Origin of the sequence: Bacillus niameyensis, assembly GCF_001375535.1 — a bacterium.
GTDB lineage: Bacteria > Bacillota > Bacilli > Bacillales > Bacillaceae_C > Lederbergia > Lederbergia niameyensis.
In genome coordinates this window covers 3,571,619-3,592,486 of sequence record NZ_LN831197.1, presented here as the reverse complement: position 1 = coordinate 3,592,486, position 20,868 = coordinate 3,571,619, and the positions used below count along the sequence as shown (strand labels likewise).

Sequence of the window (20,868 nt, the reverse complement as noted above, 5' to 3'; positions counted from 1 at the left end):
GGGGGTTGTCTTTTACAATGAAGACAAGAAAAGTACTGTCCGTGTTGATGGCAATATTATTGGTTTTGCTTGCTGCATGTAGTAAAGATTCTGCTAGTAAAGGAGAATCAGAAGAAAAGGAAAACCTTAACGAAACAGGCTTTCCAATCGTAGAAGAGCAAATCACTTTAAAAGTGTGGGCCGCAATGGGTAGAACGACAGTGAAAAATTGGAATGATCATTTGGTCTGGAACACATATGAAGACATGACCAACATTAACGTTGAGTGGGAACAAGTAGAATCTGAAGCCGTTGAGGAAAAACGAAACCTTTCGTTAGTTAGTGGCAATTTACCCGATGTTTATTATGCGGCCAATATGCCTACGACGGATATATTCAAATACGGACAACAAGGCTCCTTTATAAAATTGAATGATTTAGTTGATAAGTACGCCCCCAATTTGAAAAAATTAATGGACGAATATCCAGAAATTCGTAAGGCGGTTACATTCCCAGATGGAAATATATATTCACTTCCAGTCATTTACGATCCTGATTTTACTTCAGTAAGAACACATCCACTTATGTGGTATAACTCTGAACTATTGGATAAGTACGGAATGGATATACCGGCAACGACAGAAGAATATTATAATTTTTTAAAAACAGTTAAGGAAAAAGATCCAGATATAACTCCATACGGTTCAGATCTTGGAACCCGCATGCTTTCCTATTTAAGAGGGTCATTTAATGTAGGAACGACAGGGCGTGACTATATTGATAAAGATCCTGAAACAGGCGAACTTCGCTTCTATCCGATCACAGATAATTTCCGTGAACTATTGGAGTACGCAAACAAATTGCATACAGAGAAGCTTATTGAACCAAACATTTATACAATCGAGTTGGCGCAATTCCTTAATAATGGTGGCGAAGATAAGTATGCAAGTATGGTTTACTATGCTCCTGAAGTGCTTTTTGGTGAGGAATCAGGGACAAAATATGTTGGCGGTTTACCACTGAAAGGACCACACGGGGATCAGAAATGGGCACGGGTTACACCTCCTGTCGGTCATATTGGTAAATTTATTATTACGAGCGAAAACAAACATCCGGAAGCAACGATGCGATGGATTGACCATTTCTATGGTGATGAAGGAGCAAGACTTGCTTACATGGGTGTTGAAGGTGATACTTTTGAAATTGTCGATGGAAAATATAAATATACAGACAAGATTACGAATAGTTCAGGAGGATTGACGAAAGAACAAGAAATTTCCAAGCATACGATTTGGATTGGAAACAACCCGCCTGGGATTTTGATGGAAGATTACTTCGATGGATCAGAATCCTCTGATCAAGCGCTAGAAGCAGCGAAAAAGGTTGAACCTTTTATGATTGAAGAAGTCTGGCCGCCATTCACCTACACAGAAGAAGAAACGAAGAAACTAGCTGCCCTAGCTTCAGACATTGAAAAATATGTCCTCGAAATGCAAGACAAATTTGTCATTGGTGATGAGCCATTCTCGAACTGGGACAAATTCGTCAAAAACATCGAGACAATGGGTCTTGATGAATACATGGAAATTCAAGAAGCAGCTTATGAAAGATTCCTTAATAACTAAGCTCTTTAAGAACAAGCTAGGCATAATTTTACGCCTAGCTTGTTTATTGTGGTTTTCGTTGTGCTGTATTAAATAAATGGACTGGCTAAGGATAAGGAAGGAGTAGCGAACAATCCCCTTATCTTTTCCCCCTGCGAGACCAAATCACCACCGGAATTAGCAATAAAGATAAAATCCCGCCAATCATAGAAAGTGTTAGAAAACTTGAACCTGCTACAATCACTCCCGACAATGCTCCGCCAGCCGCTCCTGACAATGCAATCCAAACATCCACTGTACCTTGAGTTTTAGCCCGTGTAGAAGTTTCAGTTGAATCAACAAGCAAGGCTGTCCCACAGATCAAACCAAAATTCCACCCTAATCCGAGTAAAGAAAGAGCAATGATTAGCAGAATCATAGAATCACCTGGTGCAAAGGCCGATATTAAGCCTGCCAAAAGTAATGTAACTCCAGAAGCGATTGCCATTGCAGTGCGCCCCAACTTATCAACAAGGACACCTGTAATAAGTGAAGGAAGATACATAGCACCGATATGAAAACCAATGACAAGACCAACTGCACCTAATTCATGTCCATGATGACGCATATGAACGGGTGTCATCGTCATAATAGCGACCATGACAACTTGAGTTACAACCATAATCGTTGCACCAACAATGACGCCCTTTTTGTTTTCTTTTTGTACAGTTGTAGCCACTTGTCCTTTAGTGCTAGGTTCTTGTTTGTTCACTTCTATCATCCTAGCTATAACGAATGGATCTGGACGAAGCATGACGAAAAGGACAATACCCGCTGAAATATAGGCTGCTGCAGCTAAAATGAAAGGTCCGGTAAGTGATGGCACACCAATTGAAAGTGCGAATTTCCCCATCACATTTACTAAATTCGGACCTGCGACAGCACCAAAAGTTGTAAAAACCATCGTAATGCTAATGGCAGTTGCTCGTTGCTTACTATTGGCTAAGTCCGTACCAGCATAACGAGCTTGTAAATTGGTTGCTGTACCTGCACCATAAATAAGAAACGAAGCAAATAATAGAAAAACACTACTTATAATTGCGGCTATGATAACCCCTATCGCTCCAAGTCCACCTAATATAAAACCAACAGACAGACCTGAACGGCGACCATACGCTTGCGAAAGTCTCCCAACCAATAAGGCAGCTCCTGCTGACCCTAAAGTAATTAGAGCTGAAGGAAGTCCAGCAAACGCATCCGTACCAAGCATTTGTTGGGCAAGAAGTGCCCCCACCGTAACACCTGCTGCCAATCCCGCTCCGCCAAAAATTTGCGAAATACTGACAACAAATAAAGTCCGCTTGTATAAAGCTTCTTGTTTTTCTGAAGAATGAATATAGCTTTGCAATGAAGCTGCTTGGCCATCTAGCACTTCCGCATTCTCTTTCGGCAACATAATCTAACCTACCTTTCTAGAACCCTTTTTAAAACCTGCTATTAGATTTGATCTATCATAACACGCACGAAAAAACCATACAATGTCGTAATTGTATGGCATACAAAGTTAAGTCAGATGATTTAGCAAACGTCTAAGAATAATTAATCCTTGCTCAAGCTCTTCAAGCGTATCTGGTGCACAAACAGAAATTCTTACTGCTTTATCTGGAGAACTATTTCCAACTACGAAGCGCTCAGCTGCATACACTTGTACTCCCTTTTGTGCAGCTAACGATTCAAACTCGGCACCTGTTATCTCCCCCGGTAATAGCAACCAGCGAAAGATACCTGTTTCAACACCTAAACACGTATAGTCGGCCAAATATTGATGAACGACTTCGTTTCTGCGAATGGTTTGTTCGCGGTGACTTTCAATTAAGGTTTCAAATTGATTTGAGACAATCGTCCGTGCTGTCAGTTCAGCTAATAACGGTGACACTGTTATATTCAAGTTATAAAGTGCTTTTGAAATCGGCTCCTTGAATTGGCCCGGCACTGCCACATAGGCTAGTCGCAACCCAGGTGCTAATGATTTAGATAAACTAGCAATATAGATTACTTGTTCTGGAGCAAATGATGCGATAGCTGGAAGTGGATTTTTATTGAGCAGATGGTAAGAGCCATCTTCAATAATAAACTGATTATACTTTTTGGCAATGGCGGCAATCTTTTCCCGAATCTTGACAGACATAAAAGTAGCAGTCGGATTATGGTAATCAGGAATCAAATAAATACCTTTAATATTTTCATTTTTACAAGCATCTTCAAAAGACGTCGGACTCATTTCATAGTTCTCTGATTTTATCGGCACAATTTTCACGTGAAGCATTGCTGCAACTGTCTTTAAGCCAGGATAAGTATGCTCATCAACACCAATGCGATCTCCTGGCTTACAAAGACTCGCCAATGTAGCAGCAATCGCATTCTGCCCCCCATTAGCCAATAAAATATGATCCACAGTTGTTTCAAATCCAGTTCTGCGAATTAGCTTGATAGCCGCATCCTTTTGCCAAACGCTCTCACCCGCTCGACCATACCCAAACCATTTTTCATAATCCGGCTCTTGCAACATACTTTTTAGTTGATGTACTAGCGGCCGGTATGAATCATTATCCGGCAGGGTGGCCCCCATTTCAATTAAATGTATTGGCTTTGTATCTTCAAGCAAATAGGCATTCGACAACGCATCATACGACACAAAAGTACCACTCCCAACAGTCGCACTGATCAAGCCCTTTAACTCACACACTTTAAACGCTTTTGAAATGGTACTCAAATTCAAATCTAAATAATCAGCTAGTTCCCGCTGCGGAGGAAGTTTTGTCCCAGGTATTAAAGCTCCGTTCAAAATATCTTGCTCCAATTGCCTAGCGATAGCTTGATAAATGGGCTTCTCCGTTTTATCAATCGAAGGCTTCCAGCTCATCGGATAGTTATCAAAAGAATTAATCGGCATGATACGCATCCTTTTTCACACAATTATATGATTGTAATGCTTTTAAAACAAATACTTTGGAGCATTCAATATAATGCTTGGGCCTTCAACTCAATTGCGATAGATCAAATTAGCTGAGATGGAGAGCCACTGTTCTTGAGTTTAATGGGAATCTTCCGACTTTCGAAGGTAATCTTTCGAGTTGCATTGATAATCTTTTAACTTCCAAGATAATCATGCGACTTCTTTCGTTAATCTTTCGACTTCCAGCTGGAATTTCGCGACTTCGGCCGATAATTTTTCGAATGAATGCTATGTGGAATAAGCCATCTATAAAACCCGCTTCAAAAATCATTTCCGCTGTCCTGAATCGGTTTCGGACAGCTGGTAAGATGGCATAATAAAAGAGAGATGTGCTACTAACACTTCTCTCTCCAACGTTTATGTCTGTAATGCTTTATCATTCGCACAGCCATGATGATTTTCTCCTCATCTAAAAACAAGTATAAGGAAACTTCATTTCCACTTTTTTAGGAAGTTAATTTCCCGCAGAAACGCCCTAGCAAACTCCTTTAAAATTCACCCAACAGTTCATTGAATCGTTTTACTATGATATCTGTTTCACCTGGTTTTAAAGGTCTAGGATCAACTAGAAGTGTGCCAATATTTGCGTTGTGGCTCCGTAAATATATAGAAGGATTTCCATTTTGCAACCTTTCCAAAAGTTCAATAGCCGTATAACGACAGCTATCCTCTACTTTGATAGCAGCACGATAAATATCCCTTCCAGCTTCGTCCCGTTTGAGCTCACACGATAAACCGTTTAGTTGGTTTAGTTTATCGCATAATTCAACCATCTCTTGTTTCTGTTGTTGGGGTTGGGAGAATGAGTCTGTATATTGTTCTAAGCTTGCAAGCAATCCCATAATACTTTCCTTACTAACTTTCATCGCACGGCCAATACCGTTATACTGTCTTCGACAAGCTTCCATGATAGACTTTTTCCCACATATATAGCCTGACGTTGGACCATTTACAGCTTTGGAACCACTATAGATTACAGCATCTGCACCTTTTTGAATATATCCTTTTAAATCCTGTTCGGCTGCAGCATCGATAATCAAAGGAATATTATTATCTTTTGCGATATTAATGACTTCTTTTAACGATACCATTCCTTTTTGTACAGCATGGTGTGAGATTACATAAATGATACCTGCCGTTTTTTCATTGATACTACCCGAAATATGTGAAGGATCCACTTTATTAACCGAGCCTACTAATTTCGGAACCCCTCCACCAAGGCGAACCATTTGTGTTAAATTTGCTCCAAAGTTAACATCATGCCCTTTTTGTAGAATAAACTCATTTTTACTATTATCAGTATTTGGGAGTTTTTCAATCTCTACTTGATCTTTCCCAGCTACTAGTGCAGCGACTGAAATAGCGATTCCAGATGCGGCACTATTTACAGGACATCCATCTTCAGCTCCGGTATGTTTAGCAATTACCTTTCCAGCGGCTTCTATAAGTTTCTCAATATCAACATAGTATTGTGATGACTCCCTAAAAACATCCGCAACCTTCTCACTTAATATGGATGATCCCAAAGCCGTCATTTTACCACTTGCATTTATTACTGTTTTAATCCCCAAACTAGTATACATAGACTCCATTTAATCCATTCCTTCCTAAAAATATGAAGCTCCAAGAATACTAAAATTTATATATATACCATTCGTACTTGACAATGATTTAACTCTTTTCATAAACAATCTTCCCATTTTTCCATGTTGCGTACGGTATTAAATTCCTGCACGATATTATCTTATTTCCTATAGAATCTACTAACTCTTCTTCAACATTAGCAACATCAAATACTGTAATATCCGCTTTATTCCCCGGATTTAACACTCCATACCCAACTAAAGATAAACATTGAGCAGGTAAAATTGTAACGGCTTGTAATAGATCTTTCAGTTCATAACCAATTGCTAACAATTTATTAATTGTTGTCATTAAACTTCTGACAGGATGTGTAAAATTCCTGTCATAAATATCAGTACTAATTGTAAACGGATAAGAATATCTTCTTTTAAATCTTTTAATCGTTTCAAATGAAAAACTTGATGTGCCATGACCAAGGTCGAAAATGATACCCCTTTCAAGAGCAGCCTTTGCCTCTGGAAGCAATATACCGTCCCCATCCAATATCCCCTCTTTTTTTCCATGAAAAGCGTGAGTTACAATATCTCCTTTTTCGAGTAAAGGGAAGATCTCGGTCAATTTGGGTGGAGGGTTGCCTATATGAACCATTACTGGGACGTTTGTTTCCCGGGCTAGAGTTTTCGCATGAATAAGTGGTGAAATTCCTTGATTACCTACGACTGAATTACTCATTCGCGCTTTCAAGCCTAGAATGGCTGGTTCATCTGCCTTTATTTTCAGCCATTCCTCCATTTTCATTAATTTATCAGGTGAGGACAATTCATTTGTTCCACCAACCAACCCCGTACTTGATATATTTAAAAAGGATAGTACCTCTGTAGTACTTTTGTTAATAATCATTTCTTTAAACTTCTTAAAATCGATCCACCCGCTACTCCCAGCATCGACAACAGTAGTTACTCCTTGTTCTATGCCTATTTTATCCGCGTTAATCCCTAGTTTTGCATAATTTTCGAATACATGAACATGTATATCAATAAAACCCGGGGAAACATATTTTCCTTTTGCATCCCATTCTATTATGTTGTCTGTATTCTTTACTTCGTCTTTCGCAATAATTTTTTCATTATATATATAAATCCGTTCATTCATGAATACCTTCTTTTCCGAATGAAAAACTTGTCCATTTTTAATAACAAAAATTTCACGCAAAATGAATTCTCCTTTTTTCGAAAGGTTTGTTTATAAACTCCCTTCCTAACCCCTGCTCACTTTTGCTGGGAATAAGTTGTATCCCCCATCCACATTAAATAAACTTGCCGTTACATAGGATGCTGCATCTGATAATAGGAAAGCTGCCATTTCTGACAATTCCTCTGCTTTACCCGCTCTTCCTAATGCAAACTTTCTCTCATAAATATTTAGTTTTTCCGCTCCCATCCCGTGACGTTCTTCATCTGTCATAAAACTTCCGGGAATGAGGACGTTAGCACGAATACCATGCCCACCATGTTCTAAAGCTACCACTTTTGTCAGTTGATGAATTCCTGCTTTTGCCGAACCATAGGCCACGTTTCTTGCGGTTGGAACTTGCGCACGAACCGAGGAAGTATTGACAATTGCTCCTCCCCCTGTTGGGATCATCATAGAAACAGCATATTTATTTACTAAAAAGGTGCTAGTTAACGTTCCTTTAATCGCCTCATCCCATTCATCCAAGGTCAATTCCACGAACGGCTTAACGGCTTGTTTAAAAGCATTGTGAAACACACCATCTAATCGTCCAAATTTCTCTTTCACCTGAGAAAAGACATTCTTCACTTCATCTTCGTCACTAACATCAGCCTGAATAAAATAGAAACGATCCGAATTAAATTTCTCCTGCAGGGACAGTAATTCCTTTGATTGGCTCATAGGAATGATATCACTGCCAACTACGATAGCCCCTCGTTCCAGGAACATTTTCGCTGAAACTCTTCCCAATAGGCCGGCTACTCCGGTAATAAAAATAACTTTATCCGCTAATTGAAATCTACTCATCAAGCCGCTCCTTAAATAGAATATTTAGATATTAATAGATTAAAAGTCGAGGAGTTTAATGATGCTTCTATAATAAACTCTGCCAAATTTTCATAACCCTTATCTTCATTTAAAACATCCTATACTATTCACAATAATGGCAGAGTAGTTAAACTATTCACGTGATAAAATTTACTAATCAAAACGATATATATCTTTTCCTACAATACTCTTCTTTCTACTAATATATCGCCTGCAGTAAGCTTCCTTAGCCCTTATTAGTTAAAACTTATTAACACCACTTTTTGTTTCTTTTACGATCTCTTCAACTAATTCATCTATTTCCATGGAATCCCTCAACATAATCCCAGTTAATAAACCTGGAAGATTAATACCACTAACGATCCGTACATGTTTGTTTATCTGAGATTTGACTAACATCGCTGATTTAAACGGTGTTCCCCCTAATAAATCGCAAAGTATAATAACATTGACACTGTCTGGAATTCCATTGATTACTGACAAAAGTTTCTCTGTGTACATTTTAGGATCCTCTTCCGCTGTTAATGAGCAAATGTACACACCCGATTCGGCTCCACTAATGAATTCCCCTGTGTGGCCCATGCCTTCTGGGAATTGATCGTGCCCTGCAATAACAATACTAGTCATATCCGTTATCCTTTCACCAGACTCTCTTTGCTATCTATTACAACAAAGTCCACATGATTTAATGAAGTATAAAAAACTGGAACCTGGATTGTAATATTGGATTGCATAATTTTCCTAAACTAACCTGCAAGAATCCCTGTTCCCCCAAGTAAAAAAGCAACTATGAAAATACCTAACAAGATTTTATTGGTTGAAACACGCTTTTTAATAAAGTAGACCATGATTAACACAGACACTAAAGGTAATAGACTGGGGAAAAATGAATCAAGAACTGCCTGCAAGGACTGAACCTCTTCCCCTATCTTGTATTCCACTGGAGTACTAACATTGACCCAACTGGCTACCAGCACTCCTAACACAAGCAAACCGAGAACTGATGCACCTTCTTGTATTTTTTGAATAATATTACTTTCCTTTGCTTTCTTTAGAAAACCTATACCTGTTTTACGACCGTACACGATGGAACCATATCGAAATCCGAAGTTCAAAATATTAAATAAAACTAAAAACAAAATAGGACCGAGTATACTGCCTTGTAAAGCCATTGCCGCTCCAATACTAGCAAGAATGGGTCTTATCGTTCCCCAAATTAAAGAGTCTCCAATACCAGCTAAAGGTCCCATAAGTCCTACTTTAATATTGTTGATGGCCTTTTCCATCTTATGTCCCTTAGCATTTTGTTCCTCCATGGCAGTAGCTGCACCGAGAATGGGGTTCGCCATCCACGGATGGGAATTAAACATTTCAAGGTGACGCTTTAAGGCATTAGCACGATCCTCTTTCGTTTTATAAAGTTTTTTAATAATTGGTATCATTGCAAATGCAAAACCTTGTGCTTGAAATCTCTCATAATTAATCGAAGACATAATAAACAAAGAGCGCCAGAAAACTTTACGGATATCCTTTTTAGAGATCTCAGGAATATCTTGCTGTGTCTGCTGTTCTTCCATTATCATTTCCCCCCTTATCAAGCAGTTGCTTTATTATCCATACGATTGACATGAAGCAGAAGAAGCGCAACACCTATGATTCCGACACCAAGTATTTCCATGTTTAAGTAAGCCGCTAAAGCAAACCCAAGTATAAAATACGGAACGAGTTTCTTACTGTTCATCATCATAAACAACATGGCAAAACCGAGTGCTGGTAATATGCCGCCAGCTAAAGTTAAACTGTCCATAACCCAGTTTGGAATAACTTCCATTGCAGCCTTTACAGCATTTACACCAAGTAATATAGCTAAAAAAGCCGGAATAAAGCCCTGTAAAAAGAAGAGAAATGATCCAGTATACTGTAATCGTTCAATTCCTCTAATATTGCCGAGCTCTGCATATTTATCCGCTCGGTGTAACAAGCCAACATTTCCTGTCCATATAAGCATTTGCAATAATTGAGAAGCAACAGCTACAGGAACAGCTAATGCGGCAGCCGCTTCTGGCGCTAAACCAGAAAGAATTGCAAGAGATGTTGAAATGGAGGTGGCCATCGTTGCATCGGGTGGTATGGCTGCCCCGACCCCAATAACCCCTAAATACATAAACTCAATTGTCCCTCCGACAAACAGGCCTGTTTTTATATCCCCTAAAGCTATCCCCATTAGCATCCCAATCACAAGGGGCCTGCTAATCATAGTGCCTCCCCAACCATACGTATCCCACTGGACTACGCCAGCAACAAGGGCAACGACAAGGGCTGTTAAAAAGAGTTCCATACTCTAACCCTCCCTAAATTGTTTAAATTTTGCGGTGAAGTTATTCCTAGCTTCAACAATATTTCTCTATGAATAGATTACTGTTTCGTATTCTGACTTATCAGATAATAATTCTGATAATATATCTAGGTTAATTAATATCTTCCACTGCATTGGCAAATTTTTCTGTAATATATTGAGGTCGAGTAATGGCTGCCCCAATAACCACCCAACTCACACCGATATCAAATGCTTGTTTTACATGTTCAGGCGACGAAATTCCGCCTTCAGCAATTACAGGTAATGGTAAACGATCTACTAATTGCTTCATTAATGTAAAACCCGGTGGTTGTAAATGCTTTGTTTCTTCCGTATAGCCATAAAGTGTCGTTCCCAAGTAATCTACTCCGGATTCAAAAGCATATTGACCTTCTTCATACGTTGCAATATCCGCCATTATTTTACATCCCGTTTGCGCATGTATTGCTTGGACAGTCTCTTTTAAACTGCGTCCATCGGGCCTATCGTTTTTCGTACAATCCATGGCGATGATATCTGCACCAGCATAGGCAACAGAAAGCGCATCCTCTAATGTTGGTGTTATAAACGGTGTATAATTCGGGTAGTGCTTTTTTAAAATCCCTATAACCGGAAGGCCCACATTCTCCTTAATATAAGCAATATCCGCCATTCCATTAGCACGAATACCGACGGCACCTCCCTGCTTTGCAGCCAAAGCCATTTGCCCCATAAATTGTGGTCCATGTAGTGGGTCACCTTTTTGCGCTTGGCAAGAGACAATAATTCCCCTTTTTTTCCACATTTCGGTACTCCTTACTTTTCATATTTTCAAATAGTTATACACAGGCCCGTGTTATGATAGCAGTGAAAAAAGATCCCTCTTTTTGTGCATAGGAGCTATTTGGTAAAACAACTCTACTCCTTTTTCTCGAAGTTGGTTAAATACTTCCCTATCACGATCATCTACAAATAAGGCTTTGTCAATTTGTTCCTTGCCCTTTTGATAATACATTCCACCGATATTAACAGAATCGAAGTGAACACCCTTTTCAACTAATTCCAACACTGCACTTGGTTCTTTAACGATTAACATCGTCTTTTGTTTATTAGCCGTTCCATTTTTTATTGAATCAGCACCTTCCGCTAAACCATAGATTTCTACTGTAACTCCAGCAGGTACCGCAAGTTCTAATAACATCCTTTGCATCTCATCATTCGCTACCTCATCATCAATGACCATAATCTTTTCAGATCCGACATTCCGAATCCAGGCAACTGCAACTTGACCATGAATCAATCTTCCATCTACACGTGTAAATACGATCGCCATTATTCTTCCCAACCTTTCTTCTTACTTTAAGAAATCATCCCATTAAAGCGCTATCATTTTTTACAAAAAAAAGCATTTCACCCCTTTTCCAATTTGGGTAAGTTCCCATATGCCGAATCATCCAGCCTATTTTGCTTATCATTCATCGTGCTCATACTGCTGGGCTACTATATTATATATAAATGTATATTTAAATATGATCAGAAAATTTACATTATTTATACACCCCTCAACATCTATAATAAAGTAGACCCTCTCTTGCATAGGCTCATCCCAAATCCCCCCTAAAATAAGCAGCATAAAGGAACAAATTAGGAGCCTTTCAAATTCCATAAAAATCCTACCTCATCTTTGACTTGTAATCTTCCGACTTTCCCCCATAATCTTTTAATTTTCATCCGTAATCTTTTAACTTCCTGATTAATCACGCGACTCCCACAGCTATACTTCCAACTTCCCTCCGGAATTTCCCGACTTCGGCCAATAATTTACCGAATAAATCTTCTAAAAAGTTCTACTGTAATCCCACTGTCCATTATGTACGTGGAATGAAAATAGTCGGAATAGGACATTCTCTGAATCTCATAAGCTCGTATAAAACATCATAGAGGAGCAGATTCCTGTGGCATCTATTACCTTTAAGGAAATAATAATTAAGGATGTAAAAGTGGATACTATGAGGTTTTATTCTTCCGAAACTATAAAGAAATATTATTCGGCATTAACAAATGGAACTACAACATGCGTTATTAAGGTTGAAAAAGTAAAAAATGATTATTTTCTTATTGGTGGGTTTCCATATTATTATGCAGCATTAATAAAATCCCCATATACAAAAGTTAAATGTCAGGTTCATGAATATAAAAATCCCAAACAGAGGGATCGATTAATCAGAGCACTTAATAATGCTTTTGTCGAACGTAATCGAGACTGGTATTTATTTAATTTCTTAATAAATCAGTTGAATGAATTAGGGGTTAGCGATAATGAAATAGCAGACAAACTGAGATTAGAATTGACCACTATTACTTCATATAAATTAAATAACAAAATGAAACCATTTTATCAGGAGTATGCAGCTATCAACAAAGTGGAACGTTTATTTAACTGTATCCACGATAGTCCAATTTCAGATCAACACAAAGAATTTTTATACAATGTAGCTATAAAAAATAGGAGCCTTACCCAATCTGCTGTTAAGGAATTCTGTAAGTATATAAAGGAAGGATATGTTTTCGATGTGGAAAGTGAATTTGCGGATAGTATCTTCCTAGAGATCCTTGATTATAACTCATACAAAAAATCTAATTATTGGAGGGTTATTTCCGAAAAGCAATCTAGAAATGATGGATCACAAAATAAAAGCTTTGAGTATGATAATAATAATTTTTCTTCGTATTTTAATTAACAATACCGAGCTCTGGGACAATTTTAAACTGTTCAAATACCCTAACACCTAATCCGATTCCTAGCCCGCAGTATGGATAAGCTTTAAGGGCCAGGTTCTGAAGTAATTGAACCTGGCTTATCTTATATTTATTAAAACTCTGAAAGGGACTCTTTCGACTTTACTATAGTATCTCGCGAGTCCAAACAATTTCCTTCCATCACTGCATGGGAATTTCTTGACTTTGAACATTATATCTCGCTGAATAATTTTTTCTAAAGTAATTTAAAATCCTATTTCTACAAACAACTCTGACTAACCGTTAACATTCTTTCTGATTGGCTTATTTTTCGGCAATAGAGTTGGTTTGGTATTGAGCGATTAGCTTATCCAATTCTTTAGAGACAATTAATACTTCTGGCGATTGCAATCCCAATTTTTCAGCTAGGACAAACATTTCTTTTCTTTTTTCTTCAATTTCCTTTTGTAGCACTGCAGTGGAATATACCTCTATCTGTCTATTAAGCATTTTCACATTTATCATCATGTATCATTTTTCCTGTTCACCTCGAATCAACAATCTTTGATAATTGTGCCTATATAGATGCCCTGTTAATAATGTTGCCAAGTCTTTGCCCTCTTTAACTTCTAAAGACTCCGTTTCACGGGGGTATATAACTTTCTGACTTTCTATTCTATAAGTTAGAATTTCCCTCATTATGTGTATGTAAAAAACACTGTATAGGTGCTTTCCCCCAACAGGAATAGTGAAACCTTCAACCTCTCCAATTCCTATATAGAAATTAAGCAACTGAAAAATACTTCTATCGTAAACCGTTCACATATCCCTCCTCACCAACTTTAGAACTATTACGAATGAATCACCACTATATTATTCCATTAATGAATAAAAGTCAACCGTTTTATACATATTAGTTCTAAATGGTAAATCTTCATGAGAAGTAATCATGTTCTATGTAAAATATAGGAAAAGGGAGTATTAAAGGAGTTTCAAATGAGGAAAGTACAAATCGGTGAGCAATTAAAGAATTTAAGGAAGGCTAAAAATCTGACATCACAAGAACTTGCAGATAAAGTGAATATCTCGCAATCATATATTAGTCGTTTTGAAAATAATAGAGCGATCCCAGATATCGAGATGCTTGATCGGATTCTCCACGCGCTCGATACAGATTTACCATCCTTTTTCTCAATGGACCCTAATGAAGTGCCTGCAGATCTTATCCAATTAATCAATACTGTCAAAACCTTAAGTCCTGAGGCTAGAATACAATTAAATAAATTTTTGACTTTAGTAACAAATGAAAAGGACAATGAAGGTTACTAACCCTATCTCAGTGTTATGAATGAATTTAAAAAATCCACCTGTTGACGGTGGATTTTTAAATTGGGGAATCGCAATAGGAGATTTCTGAATCAAAAGAAAAACACCACTCGAAAGCAATGCCTTTCCTTTTTCTCCTCTTATTTTCCTTCTCCCTTCGCTTGATCGTTTGGATCATATACCGCTTCCCTGTTTTTGATAATCTTAGAAGTGGTTTCTTCTTCCCAATAAACTTCTCCTTTTTCAATTTGTTTCAGCACTTTTTTCCACTCTTCTGGAGGGAATTTGCTTTCATCCGAGCGTTTTACCGAAATTAGTTCATACGAACCTCCTGATGCTTCTCCTTTTACTTGACTATCGAGCGTTCCTTCTTTGGCTTCCACGTTATCATCAACGACTGAAGGAACATGTTTTGCCGCCATAGCAGATGCAGTTATCCCAATGCCGCCAATAGCCATCATCATTAAAACGGTTAGTATCAACGCATGCTTCTTTATTTTTTTAACATTCAACATCATTGTCAATCTCCTTTCAATATCTTTTTTACTTTCGGATAAAAAAATACCAAATGATGTAGTTTTTGCTTTTTGCTCCACCATACTCAAAATCGTTTCACCATATCGTTTTCTTTCAAGATGAGACATTTCAGAAACCACTTCCTCATCACAGGACAATTCACTCCATACATGAATCTGCTTACGAAGCATATGGATGAATGGATTAAACCAATGGAGTATACTCGCTACTAAAACTAACATTTTCGTCCATAAATCTTTCCTTTTAAAATGAATTAACTCATGTTGTATGGCCATATCTAATTCAATCGTGGACATTTCATTGAACGGTAAAATAATCGTTGGTTTTATCAATCCAACCAATACAGGACTTGTAATACGAATGTTGTATGCAAGCTTCACATTACCTTTGATGTTCATTTTCCGTAAGTTCAAATGAAGTAATTGATATGCTTCGCCATTCTCTAAGACAGGTAAGCTAGTCCTTTTTATTTCCTTCGTAAATTTGACATAGCAGTATATATACCAAGCACCAAATACAATTACCCCGCACAACCAAACAACTAATATTCCCAACGCAAGTTCAAGAGGAATAGATTGTTGAGTGATCGCTTCTCCTAAGCTTACAATCTGTGTTTTTATCTTTACTTCTGTTGACCAGGATAAGTATGGGATCTTTTGGCCAATAAGAAATATAGGTACGAGATAAAATAACAAGGCTAACTTTCTGTTCAAGTATTGCCATTTTGCGGAAAAGAGATTTCGTGAAATCGTACTCAATAAAAGTGTGCAAACCATAACAGCAGTTCCTGCAACTGATAACATGACAAATGCTTCTACCCAGCCATTCATTTTTTTGCACCTACTTTTTTGAAAACCATTGCTTCAGATCACTAATTTCATCTTCCGGAATTTCTTTTCCATCATAAAGTGCAGATAAAAAATTTTTAACAGAACCTTGATACATCACGTTGAGTAAGCTTTGCGCTTCCCATCTTTTGTACTCTCGTGGAGAAAGACGAGGAACATAAATGTTTGACTGCCCTTCTCTTTTTACTAATAGCAATCCTTTATCAACCAGTCTTGCTAAAAAGGTCGCTATCGTTTGTCCTTTCCACTCTTTTCCCCTTTGTTGAACAAAAATTTCCAACAATTCACTCGATTTAAACGGACGGTCAATTTCCCAAATAACTTGCATCAATTCCATCTCTGTTTCTGATAACTTTTGAAATTTTTCCAAAGTGTACACCTCTTAATCCACTGTGTGCGTCCACGCCATTATTCACTACATTTATGTAGTGAATAAAACATACTACACAGTTGTAGTAGTTGTCAATGTTATTCTGGAGAAAAATAGGAATATAGGGAATTCATCCACCATTTTATTCCCAATCGACTACACAGATAATACTTAACGAATTGTTATATAAATATGACATAAGCATAAATCAACTGTCTGTTAACTGTTATTAGGCGTGCGACCCTAAGTGAAATCGCTAATGGCAAGATTCAACGCATTCAACTGGAACATATCGAAAAGATTGCAAATGCACTCAATATCAAGGACATTAATGAAATTATCACTTTAAACATAACAAACGATTCCTATAGGTTGCTCCTTTATTTTCCGATTACTTTTTTTAACGTTTCATTTAGGTGTTATGGGAGTATAGAAAAAGAGAAGCGCTGACCCGCCTCTCTCTGCAACCTCTAACATCATGGTAGTTGTCAAAGCTTATTTTTCTGAGAACCACCCTTTTGCTTGTGACGGCGTAGGGTGGTTTTCTTGTGTTCTAATCTAAAATTTTTTTACGAACAAATGCGGGAACATATTCAAAGTAAATTATTGCATCACCGTACTAAAGTAAGTTAAGTCAATAAAAAACTCCCACCAAGTCAATCGGACTCAGTGAGAGTGTTTCTATACCTTTGATCAATCCAGCACACCATTACTCTTGGTAATTTGGCATAGTATGCGGTCATAAAATTTATTCCTCATTGATTAATTCTGCTAATTCTGTTAAACCGCCATTTCAAGGCCCAAGATAAGTTCCTTTTGTAAATTCATATGTCCAATCATAGGTTGCCCGCGCTTTCGGATCTGTGCTGTAAGCACCGCGGTAATACGTATCTCCGCCTTGGTAATAGGCTTTAAAGGCATTGTCCATGTAACCAAAATCAATACCGCCATTTAAATAGGCTAAATAACGTTGTCTCCATTCCTCATGATAGATGACTTCTTCGTTTACTTCAATCTCGACTCCCATACCATATCGTTTCGCTAAATTCGCTGCCGTTTCGATACGTGACGGATCTTTACCATCAAAGAAGTAACTTGGTTGCATCGCAGCTGCTCCAAATCCAGATTCTTCCCATTGATGGGAGCGAACCGCATCCATATATGGCATCCAAAGGAAGGCAAGTTCTTTTGCTTCTGTTTGCTCTTTCATCCAGTGAATCATATCAATTTCATGTGATGACTGGAGATTTACCTTTTCACTTAACCAATAAAGCCCACTTAATTCAAGGTGACTATACCCAGCTGCTTCCCAATATTCCGTCGCTTCATTAATATACCATTCTAGCGCTTTTTGTTTATTTCGATAGGCTTCATCATGGCCAATAAGGTTATAATCGAAAATTTCCGTTTTCCCATCCCCATCCACATCACCAAAATTCTGTTGATTCATCGAGGGATATGGAACCATTAATATAACTTTCACTTTATGATCAGGCTCTTCTAGCTTAGTGGCTACCTCTTTTGCAGCCTCATTTAATTGTTCCATATCACCATCTGGTGCAAATGTTTTATCCAAATACCATTGCCAGTCGTCCTTATTCGTTGGAATAGACACTTCCATAAAATCTCTTTTATTTGGGGACTGTAATCCTAAGAAAAGAACACCATCAAAAAACCAATCTTGTGGCTCACCAGCTTGATCAACATAGCTGACATATGGAAGAAGTTTATCCTTAGTCCAATCTCCAAACCCATTCGCATACCAACCATTGTAAAGTAAAACAAGGTTATGGATGCCGCCTGTTTGCTCACCTGGTTTTAGGTAACCAAGATCAACTTCTGGTTTATTATTATTTGGCGGGAGGGATTTTGCATTTTTATCTTTGCCATCTACACCAAGGATTTCAATTTCATCTAAAAAGACCCAAACATCTGTTGTAAACTTCACTTGAACGTATCGCGCGTAAACCATTTCCGCATGCTTGTTACCTCTTGGAAGACCATCGATGCTGCCGTCCCAAATATAGTTTTGAGTCAATGCTGTTGGACCCGTTTTACCTGTTTCAAATAAAGGTATTTCTGACTTTATTTCAGCGAGTTCTCCCCAATCATGAAGATTTTGAGAGACAGATATCGTTACCTTTTCAGGAAAATGGATTCCTACTGGAGTATCTTGCAAAAAATGAGCCTTCACTTGTCCAATTGACTTTTTCTCCCCCAAATCAAAGGTAACCGTTCGTTCTTGTTGCCTTAAATGCCTTTGCCAACTTGGGTGATTAAAATCAAGACTTCCATAATTTCCATCTGTCAGTTCATTTCCTGTATCAATCTCTCCTGTTGGAGCAGAGATTGTGTAAGGAAGTCCTAAGCCTAAATTTCTCAATTCGCTATTAGCTTTTTCTTTTGCACTAGCAGCATTCCCAACAAATAAAAAGAAAAAAAACATGATGCATACGACAAAGATGCTTAAATGTGGCTTCAATCTCATTTTTTCATACCCTCCTTATTTTTTAAATAATATGTGATTAAACTTCCATGCATGATTGTCACATGCCTGAGCCCTTCCCTATTCCCTCGCCTTCATATCCGCCACAATCGTGTTATATTCTTTTTCCATTTGTCTAAGAAACGTGACGACATCTAAATCAGAAGTGAGAAATTCTCTTGCTTTTGCGGTAATAAAGTTATCGCCATGGAAGGTTACCTGTGGTCCATATTTGGAATATAGATAGTACTTACTCTTTCATTACTAAAACTCCTCTCTCCAACCCCAATTTTGCTTTTTTCCCTTTCTTTTCTGTCTCTATCTAGTATTATTTTCAATTTGAACCCCTCATGACTAAAAGTCACGAGATCCTAAGTAAAGAATCCAATCCGCTTCTAGTAATCGAAATGACAATCAGAATCAGCAAGAGTGTTTCCACCTCAACTTCCAGAAGTACCACCAGTACCATCAATTTTTAATTAGTATGACTATGACGCTTAAGCGCACAAAAAAGCCCCCATATTGATGTGACCCCTAAAAGTTAGAGTTTTATATTATGCAGCTAACTGGCTGGTGTGAAGACGGTATTGAACCGGGCTCATGCCAGCCAATTTCTGTTTTATCCGTTTGTTGTTGTAGTACTCGATATAAGCTTCAATAGTCCGTTTGAGCTCCTCATATGTGCGTGGTGATTCGCCATAATACATTTCCTGTTTCAATAAACCAAAGAAATTCTCCATAGGAGCGTTGTCCAGACAGTTTCCCTTCCGTGACATACTTTGAAATACTTTGTGTTCTTTCAAGGTCGACACCCATTTACCATGCTGATAATGCCAGCCTTGATCTGAGTGAATGGTAGTCCTGTATTTGGCATTCTTTACAACGTCAAGAGCTTCCTCCAGGGGTTTCATCACAAGGTCAAGTGTCGGACGCATACTTATGCCATACGATAGAATCTCCCCATTATACATGTCCATTATTGGACTAAGATAGAGTTTTACCTCATCTGAACATTTGAATTCTGTAATATCTGTAGTTAGTTTTTGATAGGGGATTGAAGTATTGAATCTGCGGTGAATTCGGTTTTTCACCACTGTACCGATACTCCCCTTGTACGAACTGTAACGACGTGATTTTCGGGTGAACTTATTGCCTTTCAGTCCCAGCTTTCCCATTATGCGTTGCACTTTTTTGTGATTTACTATGATGCTGCGATTTTTTAATTCTAGTTGAATTCTACGATAACCATAGTTCTCGTTGTGCTCGTTAAAGATGGATTGAATTGTGTTCTCTAGCTCTTGATGAGGATTCCCCTGCTTCAATCGTTTTACATGATAGTGATAAGATGACTCGGGAATACCCACGATCTGAAGTACATCCTTCAATTGAAATTTTTCTTTGAGTTCGAATGATAACGCTGCTTGTGCTTTTCGAGATAACCGTCCGGATCTATCTGAAAAGCTCGCAACTTTTTTAGGTACTCCACCTCCAAACGGAGTAGCTCATTTTCCCGTTCTAATTTCTGTTCACGTGTCATTTTATCCTGTGCTGTTGGCTTTTGGATTTTCTTAACGTTCCTCACTTTATCAGGCATAATCGGTCGTCCTTTCGGGTTGCTCAGGGCTTCAGTACCGCCTTCGAGGAATTTCTTCTTCCAATCAGCGAGCATCGAAGGATTCGTCAATCCGAAATGGAGTGCTGTTTCTGTCTGTGAAGCGCCTGTTCTTTTCATAAAGCTTAATACATCCAACTTGAAATGAACAGAATAAGATGCATTCTTTTTCTTTCGGAATAATCCCTCCATGCCAAATTTCTTGTATGCGTTGACCCAATTGATGACCTGTTTCTTCGACTTCACGCCATGTTTTTCTGCCAGTCGTTTATATCCTATTTTTCCTTCTAGATATTCACGCACCACCATCACCTTAAAATCATCTGTATATTTAGCCATAATAAAACACCCCAAAAGTTAGATTTTGACTCTAACTTTTGGGGTGCACTTCAT

General features: G+C 38.1%; 20 protein-coding genes and 1 pseudogene. 4 read left to right on the top strand and 17 right to left on the bottom strand.

Annotation, left to right across the window (positions count from 1 at the left end; all coding sequences use genetic code 11):
- Positions 1 to 17 precede the first annotated feature (17 nt).
- Positions 18 to 1,604 carry an extracellular solute-binding protein gene (locus tag BN1243_RS16755; RefSeq protein ID WP_062108727.1) on the top strand — a complete coding sequence of 529 codons (1,587 nt, stop codon included), beginning with the start codon at positions 18 to 20 and terminating at the stop codon, positions 1,602 to 1,604.
- A gap of 118 nt (positions 1,605 to 1,722) precedes the next feature.
- Here the strand turns inward: BN1243_RS16755 and BN1243_RS16750 are convergent, their stop codons facing one another.
- From BN1243_RS16750 to BN1243_RS16700, 10 genes are all read right to left on the bottom strand, one after another.
- Entirely contained in the window at positions 1,723 to 3,018 is a 1,296-nt protein-coding gene (locus BN1243_RS16750; protein ID WP_062108726.1) for an MFS transporter, read from the bottom strand.
- A gap of 108 nt (positions 3,019 to 3,126) precedes the next feature.
- Positions 3,127 to 4,515, bottom strand: coding sequence for an aminotransferase-like domain-containing protein (locus tag BN1243_RS16745; RefSeq protein WP_062108725.1), 1,389 nt, complete (start codon positions 4,513 to 4,515; stop codon positions 3,127 to 3,129).
- Positions 4,516 to 5,066: 551 nt separating this feature from the next.
- Positions 5,067 to 6,170 carry a DgaE family pyridoxal phosphate-dependent ammonia lyase gene (locus BN1243_RS16735; protein WP_062108721.1) on the bottom strand — a complete coding sequence of 368 codons (1,104 nt, stop codon included), beginning with the start codon at positions 6,168 to 6,170 and terminating at the stop codon, positions 5,067 to 5,069.
- A gap of 79 nt (positions 6,171 to 6,249) precedes the next feature.
- A complete protein-coding gene (locus BN1243_RS16730; RefSeq protein WP_062108719.1) occupies positions 6,250 to 7,374 on the bottom strand; it encodes an amidohydrolase/deacetylase family metallohydrolase in 1,125 nt (374 codons plus the stop codon).
- Between the two features lie 45 nt (positions 7,375 to 7,419).
- Positions 7,420 to 8,202 carry an SDR family NAD(P)-dependent oxidoreductase gene (locus BN1243_RS16725; protein ID WP_062108716.1) on the bottom strand — a complete coding sequence of 261 codons (783 nt, stop codon included), beginning with the start codon at positions 8,200 to 8,202 and terminating at the stop codon, positions 7,420 to 7,422.
- 261 nt (positions 8,203 to 8,463) lie between these two features.
- A complete protein-coding gene (locus tag BN1243_RS16720) occupies positions 8,464 to 8,850 on the bottom strand; it encodes a PTS sugar transporter subunit IIA (RefSeq protein WP_062108714.1) in 387 nt (128 codons plus the stop codon).
- A 119-nt stretch (positions 8,851 to 8,969) separates the two neighbouring features.
- Complete coding sequence (locus BN1243_RS16715; protein ID WP_062108712.1) at positions 8,970 to 9,800, bottom strand: PTS system mannose/fructose/sorbose family transporter subunit IID; 831 nt, start codon at positions 9,798 to 9,800, stop codon at positions 8,970 to 8,972.
- 17 nt (positions 9,801 to 9,817) lie between these two features.
- The gene (locus tag BN1243_RS16710; protein WP_062108710.1) at positions 9,818 to 10,561 is read right to left on the bottom strand and encodes a PTS mannose/fructose/sorbose/N-acetylgalactosamine transporter subunit IIC; all 744 of its coding nucleotides are present in this window, start codon (positions 10,559 to 10,561) and stop codon (positions 9,818 to 9,820) included.
- Between the two features lie 130 nt (positions 10,562 to 10,691).
- On the bottom strand, positions 10,692 to 11,363 hold the full coding sequence (locus tag BN1243_RS16705) for an N-acetylmannosamine-6-phosphate 2-epimerase (protein WP_062108707.1): 672 nt from the start codon (positions 11,361 to 11,363) through the stop codon (positions 10,692 to 10,694).
- A gap of 51 nt (positions 11,364 to 11,414) precedes the next feature.
- The gene (locus tag BN1243_RS16700) at positions 11,415 to 11,891 is read right to left on the bottom strand and encodes a PTS sugar transporter subunit IIB (RefSeq protein ID WP_062108705.1); all 477 of its coding nucleotides are present in this window, start codon (positions 11,889 to 11,891) and stop codon (positions 11,415 to 11,417) included.
- 622 nt (positions 11,892 to 12,513) lie between these two features.
- Between BN1243_RS16700 and BN1243_RS16690 the strand changes: the two genes are divergently transcribed.
- The gene (locus tag BN1243_RS16690; RefSeq protein ID WP_062108702.1) at positions 12,514 to 13,299 is read left to right on the top strand and encodes a hypothetical protein; all 786 of its coding nucleotides are present in this window, start codon (positions 12,514 to 12,516) and stop codon (positions 13,297 to 13,299) included.
- Between the two features lie 322 nt (positions 13,300 to 13,621).
- Here the strand turns inward: BN1243_RS16690 and BN1243_RS16685 are convergent, their stop codons facing one another.
- The gene (locus tag BN1243_RS16685) at positions 13,622 to 13,825 is read right to left on the bottom strand and encodes an aspartyl-phosphate phosphatase Spo0E family protein (protein ID WP_062108697.1); all 204 of its coding nucleotides are present in this window, start codon (positions 13,823 to 13,825) and stop codon (positions 13,622 to 13,624) included.
- A gap of 3 nt (positions 13,826 to 13,828) precedes the next feature.
- Complete coding sequence (locus tag BN1243_RS23085) at positions 13,829 to 14,089, bottom strand: sortase (protein WP_062108694.1); 261 nt, start codon at positions 14,087 to 14,089, stop codon at positions 13,829 to 13,831.
- A gap of 204 nt (positions 14,090 to 14,293) precedes the next feature.
- On the opposite strand from BN1243_RS23085, the gene BN1243_RS16675 reads away from it, so the two are divergent.
- Positions 14,294 to 14,626 (top strand): helix-turn-helix domain-containing protein, encoded by a 333-nt coding sequence (locus BN1243_RS16675; RefSeq protein ID WP_062108692.1) that lies wholly within the window; start codon positions 14,294 to 14,296, stop codon positions 14,624 to 14,626.
- A gap of 137 nt (positions 14,627 to 14,763) precedes the next feature.
- Here the strand turns inward: BN1243_RS16675 and BN1243_RS16670 are convergent, their stop codons facing one another.
- Together BN1243_RS16670 and BN1243_RS16665 are read right to left on the bottom strand one after the other, a co-directional pair.
- On the bottom strand, positions 14,764 to 15,990 hold the full coding sequence (locus tag BN1243_RS16670) for a M56 family metallopeptidase (RefSeq protein WP_062108690.1): 1,227 nt from the start codon (positions 15,988 to 15,990) through the stop codon (positions 14,764 to 14,766).
- A gap of 10 nt (positions 15,991 to 16,000) precedes the next feature.
- Positions 16,001 to 16,378, bottom strand: coding sequence for a BlaI/MecI/CopY family transcriptional regulator (locus BN1243_RS16665; RefSeq protein ID WP_062108689.1), 378 nt, complete (start codon positions 16,376 to 16,378; stop codon positions 16,001 to 16,003).
- Between the two features lie 207 nt (positions 16,379 to 16,585).
- Here BN1243_RS16665 and BN1243_RS22950 point away from each other — a divergent pair, with 207 nt between their 5' ends.
- Entirely contained in the window at positions 16,586 to 16,828 is a 243-nt protein-coding gene (locus BN1243_RS22950) for a helix-turn-helix domain-containing protein (protein WP_326569867.1), read from the top strand.
- A 343-nt stretch (positions 16,829 to 17,171) separates the two neighbouring features.
- On the opposite strand, the gene BN1243_RS16660 is transcribed toward BN1243_RS22950, so the two are convergent.
- The 3 genes and pseudogenes from BN1243_RS16660 to BN1243_RS16650 form a co-directional block, all read right to left on the bottom strand.
- The gene (locus BN1243_RS16660; protein WP_062108687.1) at positions 17,172 to 18,866 is read right to left on the bottom strand and encodes a DUF4855 domain-containing protein; all 1,695 of its coding nucleotides are present in this window, start codon (positions 18,864 to 18,866) and stop codon (positions 17,172 to 17,174) included.
- Between the two features lie 551 nt (positions 18,867 to 19,417).
- Positions 19,418 to 20,251: pseudogene (locus BN1243_RS16655) on the bottom strand (IS3 family transposase); the annotation flags it as partial.
- A complete protein-coding gene (locus tag BN1243_RS16650; protein ID WP_062107905.1) occupies positions 20,245 to 20,814 on the bottom strand; it encodes a helix-turn-helix domain-containing protein in 570 nt (189 codons plus the stop codon). The pseudogene BN1243_RS16655 and the gene BN1243_RS16650, both read right to left, overlap by 7 nt.
- Positions 20,815 to 20,868 lie beyond the last annotated feature (54 nt).